The following is a 13,892-nucleotide window of genomic DNA, read 5'->3' on the forward strand; positions in this document are numbered from 1 at the left end:
CGAGCTGGGAGTGTTGCCAGCGTCGCGTGCCCAAGGTTCAGCCGAGCTTCTTGCAGACTTCTTTGCGGTTTGGCATCTGCTTGCATTTTTCGCCGAGTGCGCGCAGTTCGCTCTCATTGTTCTTGAGCTTATGGGCGAGCATCTTTTCGACAATGAACTGTTCCTGTGAACCCAGGTGGCGTTCAGCCCGTTCAATGGTCGCAAGCGCTGCACCCGCATCGCCATTGTTCAGATGGTAGTGAACCAGTTGTTCGTAGACTTCCGGTCCCGCTAGCGACCAGTCCTTGATCGCGTTGAGCTGCGCCAGGGCACGACGTTTGTCTCCGCTTGCCATGTGGACGTTGAAGAGGCTACGACGAATGCCTGGCTGGTTAGCCACCGGAGACTTGAGGGCTCGCTCGGCCAAGGTTCGGGCATCCTTGAGATTCTTCTGAGCCAGGGCCTCGTTGGCTCCGTAGGCGTTCCTGTAAGCGTCCAGTGAGGCTTTCACGCTTGGGGCGTTGCGGACTGTAAGCCAGTTCCGTTTATTCACCCGGTTGTAGCGCTCGGCATCGTACTCGCGCTGCAGATATTGGCGCAGGTCGTCGTCGCGACGCTGGGCTGACATGTGTGAGCGGGTGAGGTGCTGGCCGACTGCGCTGACGGTCGTCATCAGGCCCTGATTGACGAACGTGTTGATCTCCTGGGTAAAGCCGTTCAGGTCGAGGCGCTGCAGCGAATCCTGCATCGCGCTCCGTCTAGCCTGTATGAAACCGGCCATGAGGGGTTCCTGCTTGCCCTGAAAGTCGCTGAGCCGCTGCAGGCTATGGCTGGCACCGCGCGGCGCGTAATGCGCGCGGATTAGCAGGTCGGTCCCCAGCAGATCTGCCTGGTCTTCCTGGGCACGACCCCAGGCCGTGTTCCATACGTTGTCCGAAAAGGTGTTGGCGAGAGAGGTGTAGAGCACTGTATCGTCGATAGCCTTTTGCGTGGCTTGCGGATTCTTGCTGACCACCTTCCACTTCGATGCCCCGCGATCCAGACGAGAGTCGGCGACCATCGTCGCAATGACCGCGGTAGTGGCAATGTTGGTCAGCAGTTCGCGCTGCTCGTTGAAGGCTTGGCGGCGATCATGGTGACGCAGCAGCACATGGCTCATTTCATGGGCCAGCATCGCCGCGATTTCGTCCTCGCTTTCTACGCTTTCCAGCATGCCGAGCGGCACGTAGAGATTGCCGTACGGGTCGGCTGATGGCCCGAACGAGTAACTGTCGGTGACCGTTACCCGCAACTGTGGCTGCTCACCAGGCCAACCCTTGGCAAGGCGTTCGACGATGCCTTGCAGATAGTTCTGCAGCGCAGGAATCAGCACCACGTTCTGTTGGCGGATTTCATTGGCTGGCAGGCTACGACCGTCATAGCTAAGTCGCAGGTTTTGGGTGTGTTGCGGATCGAGGCGGAAGTAACTGCGAACCTCCTCCTGCTCCAGGTATTTGCCCTGGAATCTGCTTTGTGTGCTTTGCCCGGCAAGATTGATCAGCGCGTCGGGTGCTCCCTTGAGCGTGCTGCATCCGCCGAGACAAGCCAGCAGTAGGGCCGACGCCAATGCGGCCGGCTTAGGCAGTAGGTCAGTTCTTCGCACAGCCGGCCCCGTAACCAATGGTGGAGAGATTGGTTGCGCTTTCTGCGCGGGCCTTGGGTAGCGCTGCACACGGCATTGGCACGGTCTTGCCTTGACTCAGGCGGACATCCACGCCGTCCAGCCAGACCAGCTGCCCGGCTACCTCGACCTGCACCAGTTCGAGATCGTCATTCCACTGCTGTGCGGCCAGTGGTGTGGCGGGTAACTCGGAGCGTGCAACCTTCTTCAGCAAACGACCCTCCGCATCAAGCAGGGCGATCGGATCGTTGGTGTATTGCTCTACGGTCAATCCGGCCGCGTAGCTGGTACTGCTGAGCAACAGGGCGCAGAGCAGGGTGAGGGGTGTGCGCATGATGACTCCTTTCGTGTGCTGGTCGAGGGGAGGGAGGGGCATTCCGGTTCTTCTGGCAATAGCACGCCAATCAGCAGCAACAAGCCGAGGATGTTCACTGGAGCGACACGCAACTGATAAAGCAGCAGGCTGATTAGCAGCAGACAGAGCGTCGCGCTGAGCGCGAACGCCAGGCGACGTCTGGACGATAGTCCTGCGCGGGCCGAGTGAAACCAGAGAATGGCCAGAGCGAAGAAGAATTCGAGCAGGTCCAGGACATCGATTTCGGTGTCCAACAGCCGCGGTGGCGCGGCGAGGTAGTCCGGGCCGTACTCGATCAGGTTATCGAGCGCCATGGCATGGGCGTAAACGCCCGGTAGCTTGCCGTGAACCGGTGAGCTGGTGAGGTCCTCGGCGGAGCTGATGGAGGCGCCGACCAGAACCAGGCGATCGCCAAGCAGCTCACGTAACAAGGCGCGCTCCTCCGGTACGGTCGTAGCCAGAGCGCTCGCGGTAATTGTCAGGTGATACGGACAGCGTGCTTCCGCAGGCGCGCTGATGCGCCAGAACACCGCCTGAGCAAGCTGGCTGAGAATTCTGCTCCAGACTCCGGATGATGAAGCACACTGGCTGATGTCGCTGACCAGCGCCTGCTCGCGCGCCGGGTCAGCGCCCCATTGCACAGCGATCGGCGGCTGCTCTCCGGCGAGCTGCGCCGTGGTTGGCAGCGGCGGGCAGACCTGGCGCGTGCAGTAGCTTCGGTACAACGCGAAGGCCGCACTGTCCATCCAGCCGTATGCGGTTTCGGCTGCCAGCGGATACTGATCTTCAAAGCCGCTCCAGCTGACGAGTGCCGGTTCGCTGACTTCGGTAAAGATCGGCAGGGCATTGGATTCAGCGCTGCCGGAGTTGGCGAGATACAGCGGCACGCCGGCAGCTCGATAGCGTTCGAACACGTTGGACAGGAGTCGGCTGCTATCGCTGTTGCGTCCACGAGAGTGGTCATAGCTGTACATCAGGTCAACCATGACCGCGGCTGGCCGATAGGCCAGGAGCTGGCGGAAAAGCTTGCTCTGTTCGCTGTAGGGCAGTGGCCAATGGCTTTCGCGCTGGCGCAGAAAAGCGTCATCGATGATGACAACGGCGATTTGCTCTCTGGCGCCGGCATCGCCGTAGGCGTTGGCTTGCAATTGGTTGAGCAGGCGGGACGATGCGCCGTCGGTGGCTGTAGTCAGGCCGAAGGGATCGAGCAGGATCGCCAGCAATGCCAATACGGTTCTTAACGTAGACAGCTGGCGCGGTAGGGCCGACACTCCATCATCCTTGATGATCTCAAAACGACATCACGGATGTTCGGTTAATCAGTTCACAAAAGTCAACGGAGTCGGCCGCGACGATTAGCCTCTTACCCAGCGCTGCCTGGCCCAGGCACTCAGGCTGTCGACCGCCAGTACCATCGCCAGCATGGCCAGGATCACCGTCGAGGCCTGGGCTTCCTGGAACAGGCTGAGGCTCATGTAGAGCATCTGGCCCAGGCCGCCGGCGCCAACGAAGCCGAGCACGCTGGCCATGCGGATGTTGTTTTCCCAGCGGTACAGCGTGTAGGCCACCAGCTGTGGCCAGAGCGAGGGCAGGGTGCCGTAGCAGAATGCCGCGATGCGTCCGCTACCGGCCAGGCGCAGGGCGTCGCCGGGCTGCGGTGGGATGTTTTCCAGCGCCTCGGCGAACAGCCGACCCAGCACGCCTGCGGTGTGCAACGCCAGCGCCAGGGTGCCGGCGTTCGGCCCGAGCCCTGCGGCCAGCACCATCAAGGCCGCCCACACCAGCTCCGGAATCGCCCGCAGCGCATTGAGCAGCAGGCGTGATGCCGCCTGCGCCAGCAGGCCGAAACGACCCGCCGCGGGGAGTGCCAGCAGCAAGCCGAACAGGGCTGCGAGCAATGTGCCGATGGCCGACATCGCCAGTGTTTCCAGCGTGCCGTGTGCGATCGCCTGCAGATGGGCGGCCGACAGATCCGGTGCCATGAAGCCCGAAGCGTAGGCGGCCATCTGCGTCAGGCCGTCGCGGCTGAGGAGGGCGGTGCTTTCCAGCTGCAGGAAGGCAAAGGCGGCCACCACGGCAGCGACCAGCCCGGCTGGAATCAGCAGGCGTGACAGCACCCTCATGCGAACCTCCAGCGCAGCAGACGGCTGAGCAAGTCCGCCAACAGCACCAGCGCCAGGAAGGTCAACAGCATGCTGGCGACTTCACCGCCGGCGAACATGCGCATCGACAGATCCATCTGTTGACCCAGCCCGCCGGCGCCGACGAAACCCATTACCACCGAGGCGCGGATCGCGCATTCCCAGCGGTAGACGCTGTACGACAGCATCTCGCCCGTGGCTTGCGGCAGCACGCCGTAGAGGAAGGCCTGCATCCGCGAGGCACCGGCACCGAGCAGTGCGCGGGCAGGTAGCGGGTCGACCGATTCGAAGATTTCCGCATAGACCTTGCCGAGCATGCCGGCGTAGGTGATGGCGATGGCCAGCACGCCGGCGGTCGGCCCCAGGCCCACGGCGCGGACGAACAACAGCGCCCAGACGATCTCTGGGATGCTGCGCAGCACGATCAGCAGTCCGCGGACTGGCCAGCGCAGCGCTTGCGCCCACCAGGCCGGGCGACCACCCCGGCTGAGCGCCGAGAGCGACAGGGCACGGGTGGCAAGCAGGGCGCAGGGGATGGCGACGGCCAGAGCCAGGCTCATGCCGGCAGTGGCGATCGCCAGGGTCTCCAGTGTCGCCTGCCAGAGCAGGCCGAGGAATTCGCCACCGTGCTCCGGCGGCCAGAACGCCGACAGAAACATGCCCATGGTGTCGGCATTGCTGCCGTCGAACAGCACGCCCAGGTCCAGCTCGCTCAGCCGTATCCCCGGCCACAGCAGCGCTACGGCCAACAGGGTCAGCATCAGGCGTGGCGCGGCGGCAGGATCGTGTCGGGCAACTGCGCGGTTCAGCATCGCGGAATGTTCAGTGGCGGGGTCGCTGCAGCGGGTGGCGACGGGGCGTGCTGAAGCTGCTCATTGGCGTACAGCGCGGTCAGTTCGTCCGGACCGATCTCGCTGGCAGGCTTGTCGAACAGGATGCGACCGTCACGCACGCCGACGATCCGCGGGAAGTGCTCCAGTGCCAGCTCCACCGCATGCAGGCTGGCCAGCAGAGTGGCGTTGCGACGCTGGGCCTCGCGGTTGAGCACGCCCAGCGTATGGCTGGCGAGCACCGGGTCCATGGCCGAGACGGGTTCGTCGGCCAGGATCAGCTCCGGCGTCTGGTAAAGCATGCGAGCGATCCCGACCCGCTGCAGCTGGCCACCCGATAGCTGGTCGCAGCGTACGTACAGCTTGTCGGCAAGATCGAGGCGCCCGAGCACCTCGGCAGCGCCTTGGCGGTCCAGGGGATAGAGCAGGCTTAGCAGGCTTTTGGGTAGCGACCATTTGCCGAGACGCCCCGCCAGTACCGCCGTCACCACCCGCTGTCGCGGTGGCAGCGGCGGCGCCTGGTGGATCAGGCCGATCTGTGTCCTCAGTCGTTGACGCGCTCCGCTCGAGAGTGTCCAGGGGCGCTTGCCGAGCAGTTCGAGATCGCCCTGGTCAGGCTTGAGCGACGTGGCCAGCAGGCGCAGCAGCGTGGTCTTGCCGGCTCCGGACGGGCCAATGATGGCGACCCGCTCGCCCTGCGCGACCTGCAGATCGAGCCCGCGCAGTGCGATCTGGCCGCCGGCGTGGGTGTGGCCCACGCCGGCCAGCTTCAGCGCCGGCTGCACAGCGAGGCCCTGCGCCGGCGGTGTTTGCAGCGTGCTCATTGCTGATGATTACGCGGCATCACTTGAGCAGACCGGCGGCGCGCGCGGCTTCTTCGATGCCTGCGTAGTTCTCCGGCTTGGTCTCGATGAAGCGACTGGCGGCCTGCAGATCGAGAATCGCCTTGTGCTCCGGGTTGGCCGGATCGAGGGCGAGGAAGGCTGCCTTGATCTTTTCGACCAGAGCCGGGTCCAGGTTGCCGCGCACGGTCCAGTTGTAGTCGTAATAAGGCGGGGTGGTGGAGATCACGCGAACCTTGTCGGTGTCGACCTTGCCGGCTGCGACCAGCTTGTCCCACACGGAGGCGTTGAGCACGCCGGCGTCGGCCTTGCCGGCCTCGACCCAGGCGGCGGTGGCATCGTGGGCACCGGAGTAGGCGATGCGCTTGAAGAACTGCTCCGGCTCGATGCCATCCTTGAGCATGAAATAGCGCGGCATCAGGCTACCTGAGGTCGATGACACTGAGCCGAAGGCGAAGGTCTTGCCTTTCAGGTCCGCCAGCGACTTCACTTCGGGATCGGCGGTGATGAATTTGCTGGTGAACTTTTCATCCTGCTCGCGCTGTACCAGGGGGATCGCATCGCCGGTCTTCAGGCGGGTCTGGACGAAGGTGAAGCCGCCCAGCCAGGCGAGATCGAGGCGGTCGGAGGCCAGGGATTCGACGACAGCGGCATAGTCCGACACCGGAGTGAACTTCACCGGCATGCCCAGCTGCTGTTCCAGGTATTCGCCCAGCGGCTTGAACTTGCGAATCAGCTCGGTCGGAGCTTCGTCGGGGATGGCGGAAACCCGCAGGGTTTCGGCGGCGTGAGTGCTAGCAACAGACAGGGACAGGGCAAGGCCGGCAACGGCTGCCAGGGAGCGCTTCAGCATTGAGGGTTCTCCGGTTCAATAGCGGAAAAAGCGCATGGATTATAGAGTGTGCTAGAGGCGTGGCGCCAAGGGAAAGCTGAGCAGGACCGCTGGGAACCTTCGCGTCGCGATCCACTGCAGAAATATCGTGTAACGTGACGAACTTTTTTCAGGCCCTAAACCTAAGTGATCTGTAGTGGCCGAATATGTGCAATGTGCCACCCCGCAGGCAAAGGAAGCGAATGTGAAGTGCGATAAAAAGCGTGGGTCCACCATGGTTTGGGCAGATGGCTACTCGTTCAGAGAAGTCGCGAGGATTCAGGCGCAACCTCTTGGCAGTGCGGAAGTGCGAAATGTGCCTTTGACCGAGAAGATGTTCACCGAGGCGCGCATTGCAGCTGTCCTGCTCGGCCCATTGCTGATCGATCTGCCCCAGGGCTGATAGCGCGACGTAGCTCTGGCTAGCGCCGCGGCAGCGCGATGGCATCGCGAACCGCGGCAAGGCGTTCATCGAGTCGCTCGCGCTCAGGCGCCGGTGAACAGCACCAGCAGCACCACACCGAGGATCAATCGGTAGATTACGAACGGCAGCATGCCGACGCGCTCCAGCAGTTTCAGGAAAATGTGGATGCACAGATAGGCACTCACCGCCGACAGCACCACACCCAGCCCCATCGCCGTCCAGTCAACAGCCACGCCGCCTTCCACCAGGTCGAGTGTACTAAGCACGCTGGCGAGCACGATCACCGGGATCGACAGCAGAAAGGAAAAGCGCGCAGCACCGGAGCGCGATAGTCCCAGCAGCAGGCCGGCGGTCATCGTCACGCCCGAGCGCGAGGTGCCGGGGATCAGTGCCAGCGCCTGGGCGCAGCCGATCAGCAGGATGTCCTTCCAGCTCAGGCTGTGCTCGTCGCGCGGTTGCGGGACACGTCGGCTGACCACGTCCGACCACCACAGCAGCAGGCCGAAGCCGATGGTCGCCCAGGCGATCACCAACGGCGAACGCAGTTGGACTTCGATGAAGTCCTTGAACAGCAGCCCGGCGATGCCGACCGGAATCGTCCCCAGGATCACCGCCCAGGCCAACCGGCTGTCACCTACACGCTCGCGGCGGGCTAGTGACGCGAACCAGTCGCGGGTCATGCCGAAGACTTCCTGGCGGAAGTACCAAACCACGGCGGCGAGGGTGCCGAGATGCACTGCCACGTCGAATGCCAGTCCCTGGTCGTCCCAACCCACCAAGTGCGGGAAGAGGATCAGATGAGCCGAGCTCGATACCGGCAAGAACTCGGTTAGTCCCTGCACGATGGCCAGGACGATGATCTGAATTAAATCCATTGCTTGTTTCCTGCGATGTCTTCTGATGCACGCGCGTTGCCGTGGGCGGGCGTGCGTTGAGCGGATGGGTCTGCGCGAGGCGATGCCCCGGGGCCTCCTTCAGAGGCGCTCGGCGACGGATCGTTCCGGTGGGTCGGGCAATTTGCTGGATCAGTCACAGTAGCATTGTGACAGTAGATGGTGGGCATCGAGCAGCCGAGGATAGCAGGCGGTATATCGTTTGGCCGTTCCTGGCGGTGCGGCGCTAGAATCACGACCTCGTTCGCCAAGGAGCCGCCCCATGTCCGACCTGCCAACCCTCGCTTTTGCCGGTATCGGCCTGATGGGCCTGCCGATGTGCCGACGCCTGCTGGCGGCGGGGTATCGCCTGGCGGTGTGGAATCGCTCGCCCGAGAAGTGCCAGCCGCTGGTCGAGCTGGGAGCCAAGGCGGTGGCAACGCCCGCCGAGCTCTGTGCCGAGGCGGACATCGTGCTGCTCTGCCTTGCCGATACCGCCGCCGTGCGCGAGGTGCTGTTCGGCAAAGGTGGCATCGCCGAGGGCGGCAAGGCCGGCAAGCTGCTGGTCGATCATTCCAGTCTGGAGCCGACAGCAACCCGCGACATGGCCGCCGAGCTGGAATTTCGCAATGGCATGCGCTGGGTCGATGCCCCGGTGTCCGGCGGCACGCCGGGCGCGGAAGCCGGCAGCCTGGTGATCATGGCCGGCGGCCGCGCCGAGGATGTCGAGCGGGTACGGCCGGTGCTGATGAACCTGGGCCAACGCCTGACCCATATGGGTGGGGTCGGCGCCGGCCAGGTGACCAAGGTCTGCAACCAGATGATCGTCGCCTGCAATGCGCTGGTGATCGCCGAGGTGGTGGCCCTGGCCGAACGTGCCGGGGTCGACGCCAGCCTGCTGGCACCGGCGCTGGCCGGCGGCTTCGCCGATTCCAAGCCACTGCAGATCCTCGCCCCGCAGATGGCAGCGAGCGAGTTCGAACCGGTGAAGTGGCATGTGCGCACGCTACTCAAGGATCTGGATACGGCAGTGAAGCTGTCTCGCGAGCAGGGGGCGGCGACGCCCTTGAGCGGCCTGGCCGCGCAGCTGATGCGCCTGCACGGCAGCCAGGGCAATCTGGAGCGTGACCCCGCCACGCTGGTGCAGATGTACCGGGAGGGCGACCAATGAAGATCGCCGCCAACCTATCGCTGCTGTTCACCGAACTGCCGCTCACCGAGCGCATCCTGGCCGCCCGCACCGCCGGTTTCGATGGCGTGGAGATCCAGTTTCCTTACGAAGTGCCGGCCATTCGCCTGAAGGAGCAGCTCGAGCGCGCCGGCATGCCGCTGGTGCTGATCAATCTGCCCGCCGGCGATCTGCTGCAGGGCGGACCAGGCCTGGCGGCGGTGCCGGACCGGCAAGAGGCCTTCGATGCGGCCCTGCAGGAGACGCTGACCTATGCGCTGATGGTGCGCCCGGCCAGTGTCAATGTGCTGCCGGGCCGCCTCGCCGAAGGCGTCGACCGTGAGCAGGCGTTGGAGACGCTCGAGCACAACCTGTGGAAGACCGCCGACGCCTTCGACATGCTCGGCATCCGCGTGCTCTGCGAAGCGATCAATCCGCTCGACATGCCGGGCTTTCTAATCAACAGCGCGGCGGATCTGGAAGCGCTGCTTGAGCGGGTCGATCACCCCAATTGCCTGGCGCAACTGGATTTCTACCATATGGCACGCCAGCAGCTGGACGTGCCCGGCTGCGTCACCCAATTGGGCGAGCGCATCGGTCATGTGCAGTTCGCCGACTGCCCGGGCCGTGGCGCGCCTGGCACTGGTGAGCTGGACTTCGGCGCAGCGCTGCAGGCCTTGCAGGCCAGCGGCTACCAAGGCTGGCTGAGCGCCGAATACAAACCGGGGGAGCAGGGCACCGCAGCCAGCCTGGGCTGGCTGGCCGAGTGGCGCGGGCGCTGAGCCATCGCGCGGCATAAGCGAAGGTGATGTTCGGAGACAGGATCAGGCATAGACTCTAGAGTCGTCGTCGAGTCCCGGCTGGTCTGCGGCCGGAATATAAGAACAATCGAGACCGACGTCATGCAGCCTTCCACCCAAGCATCCAACGCCTGGCGCGTGCTGTTTCTGCTGTTCCTGGCAAACCTGTTCAACTTCTTCGATCGCACCATTCCGGCGATCATCGCCGAGCCGATCCGCCTGGAATGGAGCCTCAACGATTTCCAGCTCGGTCTGATCGGTACCGCCTTCACCATCGTCTACGCCATTGCCGGGCTGCCCCTGGGGCGCATGGCGGACCTCGGTTCGCGGCGCAAGATCATGGGCTGGGGGCTCACCGCCTGGAGCGGCCTGACCGCGGTCAACGGGCTGGCCTGGAACTTCTGGAGCTTCCTGCTGGTGCGCATGGGCATCGGCATCGGCGAAGCCAGTTACGCACCGGCCGCCAACTCGCTGATCGGCGATCTGTTTCCGGCGCACAAGCGCTCACGGGCCATGGGCATCTTCATGCTCGGCCTGCCGCTGGGCCTGCTGCTGGCGTTCTTCACCATCGGTTCCATGGTCGAGGCGTTCGGCAGCTGGCGCGCGCCCTTCTTCATCGCCGCCGTGCCGGGCCTGGTACTGGCGTTGTTCATCTTTCTGATCAAGGAGCCCAAGCGCGGCGCCGCCGAGACCGTCAAGGTTTCCCAAGAGCGGGTGCAGCAGCCGATCCGCAAGGTGCTGTCGATTCGCACGTTCTGGTGGCTGGTGCTGGCCGGGCTGGCGTTCAACTTCGCCACCTATGCCTGCAACGCCTTCATGGTGCCGCTGCTGATGCGTTATCACGGTGTCTCGCTGGTACAGGCGTCGGTCGCCACCGGTGTGATCGTCGGCTTGACCGGTCTGTTCGGGCTGACCCTGGGCGGCTGGGTCGCTGACCGTATCCACCAGCGCTTCGCCCGTGGGCGCCTGATTTTCGCCGCGGTGAGCATGCTGATCGCCACCGTCGCGACCGGCTATGCGCTGCTGGCCGGGCGCATCGAAGTCGGTGTGTTCGTCGCGGTGTTCAGCATTGGTTGGCTGTTCTCCTACAACTTCTATACCTGCGTCTACACGGCCATTCAGGACGTGGTCGAACCGCGTCTGCGGGCCACGGCCATGGCGCTGTTCTTCGCCGGGCTATACCTGCTCGGTGGTGGCATGGGCACCGTGGTGGTGGGGCTGCTTTCGGACCACTTCGCCGAAGGAGCGATGCTTGCGGCGGGCGCCAGCGAGATGACCGAGGCCTTCCGCGCCGAGGGTCTGCACGGGGCGATGTACCTGATACCTGCGACGCTGCTGCTGACCATGCTGTTCCTGTTCCAGGCATCGCGGACCTTTTGCGCCGATGCCAAGCGCATGACTGCCGGGATGACGGCCGATGCGTCCGGCGCGGAGGCGGTGCCTGCCTGATACGGTGTTGCGTTATGGGGTTTATGCCCGGACCAGCGATGGCCGGGCATTTTTTTCACCTGAGGAAAGCCATCGAGCGGTCAACCGACGATAGGCCTGCATTGGCGGGCCGCCTCCTTTACACTGCGCGGCCGTTTTTTCAGTACCCGTGGAATACGCCATGCTCAACGCCCCATCTGCCCGCGCCTGCGGCATCGACTTCGGCACCTCCAACTCAACGGTCGGCTGGTGGCGTCCCGGCGTCGATCCGCTGATCGCGCTGGAAGGCGAGCAACCGACCTTGCCCTCGGTGGTGTTCTTCAATCTCGAAGAACGCCGGCCGGTCTACGGCCGCCAGGCGCTGAGCGAATACCTGGAAGGCTACGAAGGCCGTCTGATGCGCTCGCTCAAGAGTCTATTGGGCTCCAAGCTGCTGAAAAGCGAAACCACCGTGCTCGGCAGCGCCATGCCGTTCAAGGAAATCCTCGGTCTGTTCCTCGGTACCCTCAAGCAGCGTGCCGAGACGGCCGCCGGCCGGCCATTCGAGGAAGTCGTATTGGGGCGACCGGTGTTTTTCGTCGATGACGACCCGCAGGCCGACCGCGAGGCATCGGACACCCTGGCCGCCGCCGCCCGCAAGATCGGCTTCAAGGAAGTATCCTTCCAATACGAGCCGATCGCTGCGGCATTCGATTACGAGTCGCGTATCGAACGCGAAGAGCGCGTATTGATCGTCGATATCGGCGGTGGTACTTCCGACTTCTCGCTGGTGCGGCTGTCGCCCGAGCGCCGTGCTGTCGATGATCGACAGGCGGACATTCTCGCTACCGGCGGCGTGCATATCGGCGGTACCGACTTCGACAAGCAGCTCAGCCTGAGCGGGGTCATGCCGCTGTTCGGCTATGGCAGCCGGATGAAGAGCGACGCGCCGATGCCGACCAGCACCCACCTCAACCTGGCGACCTGGCACACCATCAACGCGGTCTACGCGCCGGCCTCGCTACGAGCACTGCAGAGCATGCGCTACGACATCGTCGACCCCTCCGGCATCGACCGGCTGTTCCGCCTGATCGAGCAGCGTGCCGGGCACTGGCTGGCGATGCAGGTGGAGCAGGGCAAGATCGAGCTGACCGAGGCGGAGCGGTTCGCCATCGACTTCCAGCGTATCGAGCCGCAATTGCAGGTCGAGCTGACGCGCCAGGGTTTCGAAGGTGCCATCGCGTCACTGCTCGAGCGTATCGGTGCCAGCATCGCGCAGCTGCTGGCGGATGCCGCTGTGCGCCATGATGAGGTCGATACGGTGTTTTTCACCGGCGGCTCCAGCGCCATTCCGGCATTGCGCGACAGCGTCGCCAGCCTGTTGCCGCGGGCCCGGCACGTCGAAGGCAACCGTTTCGGCAGCATTGGCAGCGGATTGGCCATCGAGGCGTGCAAGCGCTACGGTTGAGGCGAAATCTTGGTGTCGCTGACACAAAATCTTCACATTGCCGGGATAACACCTGGCGTGGCGCGCGGGTCTCAATACGGATGCTCCGGCGGAGTGTGTCATTGAGGGAATAACGCGAATGGCTTATCGAATACGCCCAGCGCGCAACGCTGCCAAAGAGGTACGCAAGGCTGCGCTGAGGCGCATCAACAAGGCGATCCAGGCGCTCTGTGTCGAACCGTCCGAGCGTGCCGAGGGCGTTCATCAGGCGCGCAAGCGCTTCAAGGAACTGCGCGCGCTGCTACGGCTGGTGCGCGAACCGCTCGGTGCGCGTTTCAACGTCGACAATCGTCGGCTGCGCGATGCCGGGCGACGCCTGGCCGAGTCACGCGATGCCGCCGCCATGCTGGAAAGCTGGGACGCCCTGGCGCGCACCGATCAGCCTCTGTTCGTCAGCGATGCGTTCCGCCAGATCCGTCTGCGCCTGCAGCAGCGCGCCGCGCCGGATGGCGAGGTGCATACCGGCTTCGATGTGGAGGTGACGCAGGTGCTGGGTGATCTGCGTGCACTGACTCGGGAGGTGCAGCACTGGAAATTGCCGGGCAAGGGCTTCGGCTTGCTCGCCGCGGGCTTTCGGCGAACCTACGCCGATGGAGTGCGGGATCTCGCACGTGCGCAGAAGGCGGACTCGGATACGCTGCTGCACGAGTGGCGCAAGCGGGTGAAGGACCACTGGTATCACTGCCAGCTGCTCTCGCCGTGCTGGCCGGGTGCGCTGGAAAGCCGTGCGGAACAGCTCAAGCAGGTCGCCGATGCGCTGGGTGACGACCACGACCTGGCAGTGATGATGCAGCTGATGCAGGGCGAGCCCGAGCTGTTCGGCACACCGGAAACCCGTGAAGCGTTGCAGCGCTGTATCGAGCAGCGGCGGACACAGTTGCAACAGGGCGCGCTGCGCCTGGGCCGGCGCTTGTATGCCGAACCGCCAAAGGCGCTGACGGAACGGGTCGGAGCGTACTGGCGTATCGCGCGCAAGGAACAGGAATAGGCGACCTGCGCTTCGTCCAGGCCGCTCTGGGAAAGGCGCCGCCTCGCT

General features: G+C 64.2%; 14 protein-coding genes. 6 read left to right on the forward strand and 8 right to left on the reverse strand.

What is annotated here, in order from left to right; all coding sequences use genetic code 11:
* Positions 1-37: 37 nt before the first annotated feature.
* The 7 genes from P5704_020400 to P5704_020430 all read right to left on the reverse strand — a co-directional run bounded on the left by P5704_020400 (position 38) and on the right by P5704_020430 (position 6,660).
* Complete coding sequence (locus tag P5704_020400; GenBank protein WOF78346.1) at positions 38-1,621, reverse strand: M48 family metalloprotease; 1,584 nt, start codon at positions 1,619-1,621, stop codon at positions 38-40.
* Complete coding sequence (locus P5704_020405; protein WOF78347.1) at positions 1,608-1,973, reverse strand: hypothetical protein; 366 nt, start codon at positions 1,971-1,973, stop codon at positions 1,608-1,610. Before P5704_020405 ends, P5704_020400 begins: the two co-directional genes overlap by 14 nt.
* Positions 1,907-3,265, reverse strand: coding sequence for a CHASE2 domain-containing protein (locus P5704_020410; GenBank protein ID WOF78348.1), 1,359 nt, complete (start codon positions 3,263-3,265; stop codon positions 1,907-1,909). Before P5704_020410 ends, P5704_020405 begins: the two co-directional genes overlap by 67 nt.
* A gap of 84 nt (positions 3,266-3,349) precedes the next feature.
* Entirely contained in the window at positions 3,350-4,117 is a 768-nt protein-coding gene (phnE, locus tag P5704_020415) for a phosphonate ABC transporter, permease protein PhnE (protein ID WOF78349.1), read from the reverse strand.
* Complete coding sequence (locus P5704_020420; protein WOF78350.1) at positions 4,114-4,947, reverse strand: ABC transporter permease subunit; 834 nt, start codon at positions 4,945-4,947, stop codon at positions 4,114-4,116. Before P5704_020420 ends, phnE begins: the two co-directional genes overlap by 4 nt.
* The gene (locus tag P5704_020425) at positions 4,941-5,789 is read right to left on the reverse strand and encodes an ATP-binding cassette domain-containing protein (GenBank protein WOF78351.1); all 849 of its coding nucleotides are present in this window, start codon (positions 5,787-5,789) and stop codon (positions 4,941-4,943) included. The genes P5704_020420 and P5704_020425 overlap by 7 nt, the downstream gene beginning before the upstream one ends.
* Before the next feature lie 19 nt (positions 5,790-5,808).
* On the reverse strand, positions 5,809-6,660 hold the full coding sequence (locus P5704_020430; GenBank protein WOF78352.1) for a putative selenate ABC transporter substrate-binding protein: 852 nt from the start codon (positions 6,658-6,660) through the stop codon (positions 5,809-5,811).
* Positions 6,661-6,835: 175 nt separating this feature from the next.
* Here P5704_020430 and P5704_020435 point away from each other — a divergent pair, with 175 nt between their 5' ends.
* Positions 6,836-7,081: a hypothetical protein gene (locus tag P5704_020435; protein WOF78353.1), complete on the forward strand. Its 246-nt coding sequence runs from the start codon at positions 6,836-6,838 to the stop codon at positions 7,079-7,081.
* Between the two features lie 83 nt (positions 7,082-7,164).
* Here P5704_020435 and P5704_020440 read toward each other — a convergent pair whose 3' ends face one another.
* Entirely contained in the window at positions 7,165-7,977 is an 813-nt protein-coding gene (locus P5704_020440; protein ID WOF78354.1) for an undecaprenyl-diphosphate phosphatase, read from the reverse strand.
* A 280-nt stretch (positions 7,978-8,257) separates the two neighbouring features.
* Between P5704_020440 and P5704_020445 the strand changes: the two genes are divergently transcribed.
* From P5704_020445 to P5704_020465, 5 genes are all read left to right on the forward strand, one after another.
* On the forward strand, positions 8,258-9,145 hold the full coding sequence (locus P5704_020445) for an NAD(P)-dependent oxidoreductase (protein WOF78355.1): 888 nt from the start codon (positions 8,258-8,260) through the stop codon (positions 9,143-9,145).
* Positions 9,142-9,924, forward strand: coding sequence for a TIM barrel protein (locus tag P5704_020450; protein WOF78356.1), 783 nt, complete (start codon positions 9,142-9,144; stop codon positions 9,922-9,924). The genes P5704_020445 and P5704_020450 overlap by 4 nt, the downstream gene beginning before the upstream one ends.
* 120 nt (positions 9,925-10,044) lie before the next feature.
* A complete protein-coding gene (locus P5704_020455; GenBank protein WOF78357.1) occupies positions 10,045-11,391 on the forward strand; it encodes an MFS transporter in 1,347 nt (448 codons plus the stop codon).
* Between the two features lie 160 nt (positions 11,392-11,551).
* Positions 11,552-12,817, forward strand: coding sequence for an Hsp70 family protein (locus P5704_020460; protein WOF78358.1), 1,266 nt, complete (start codon positions 11,552-11,554; stop codon positions 12,815-12,817).
* Positions 12,818-12,935: 118 nt separating this feature from the next.
* Positions 12,936-13,844 (forward strand): CHAD domain-containing protein, encoded by a 909-nt coding sequence (locus P5704_020465; GenBank protein ID WOF78359.1) that lies wholly within the window; start codon positions 12,936-12,938, stop codon positions 13,842-13,844.
* The last annotated feature ends 48 nt before the right edge of the window (positions 13,845-13,892 follow it).

Source organism: Pseudomonas sp. FeN3W (genome assembly GCA_030263805.2).
Classification (GTDB): domain Bacteria; phylum Pseudomonadota; class Gammaproteobacteria; order Pseudomonadales; family Pseudomonadaceae; genus Stutzerimonas; species Stutzerimonas stutzeri_G.

Bases quoted from the DNA above. Each gene is read 5' to 3' on its own strand.
- P5704_020405 (WOF78347.1), bottom strand. From the start codon at position 1,973: ATGCGCACACCCCTCACCCTGCTCTGCGCCCTGTTGCTCAGCAGTACC.
- phnE (WOF78349.1), bottom strand. From the start codon at position 4,117: ATGAGGGTGCTGTCACGCCTGCTGATTCCAGCCGGGCTGGTCGCTGCC.
- P5704_020420 (WOF78350.1), bottom strand. From the start codon at position 4,947: ATGCTGAACCGCGCAGTTGCCCGACACGATCCTGCCGCCGCGCCACGC.
- P5704_020425 (WOF78351.1), bottom strand. From the start codon at position 5,789: ATGAGCACGCTGCAAACACCGCCGGCGCAGGGCCTCGCTGTGCAGCCG.
- P5704_020430 (WOF78352.1), bottom strand. From the start codon at position 6,660: ATGCTGAAGCGCTCCCTGGCAGCCGTTGCCGGCCTTGCCCTGTCCCTG.
- P5704_020440 (WOF78354.1), bottom strand. From the start codon at position 7,977: ATGGATTTAATTCAGATCATCGTCCTGGCCATCGTGCAGGGACTAACC.
- P5704_020445 (WOF78355.1), top strand. From the start codon at position 8,258: ATGTCCGACCTGCCAACCCTCGCTTTTGCCGGTATCGGCCTGATGGGC.
- P5704_020450 (WOF78356.1), top strand. From the start codon at position 9,142: ATGAAGATCGCCGCCAACCTATCGCTGCTGTTCACCGAACTGCCGCTC.
- P5704_020455 (WOF78357.1), top strand. From the start codon at position 10,045: ATGCAGCCTTCCACCCAAGCATCCAACGCCTGGCGCGTGCTGTTTCTG.
- P5704_020460 (WOF78358.1), top strand. From the start codon at position 11,552: ATGCTCAACGCCCCATCTGCCCGCGCCTGCGGCATCGACTTCGGCACC.
- P5704_020465 (WOF78359.1), top strand. From the start codon at position 12,936: ATGGCTTATCGAATACGCCCAGCGCGCAACGCTGCCAAAGAGGTACGC.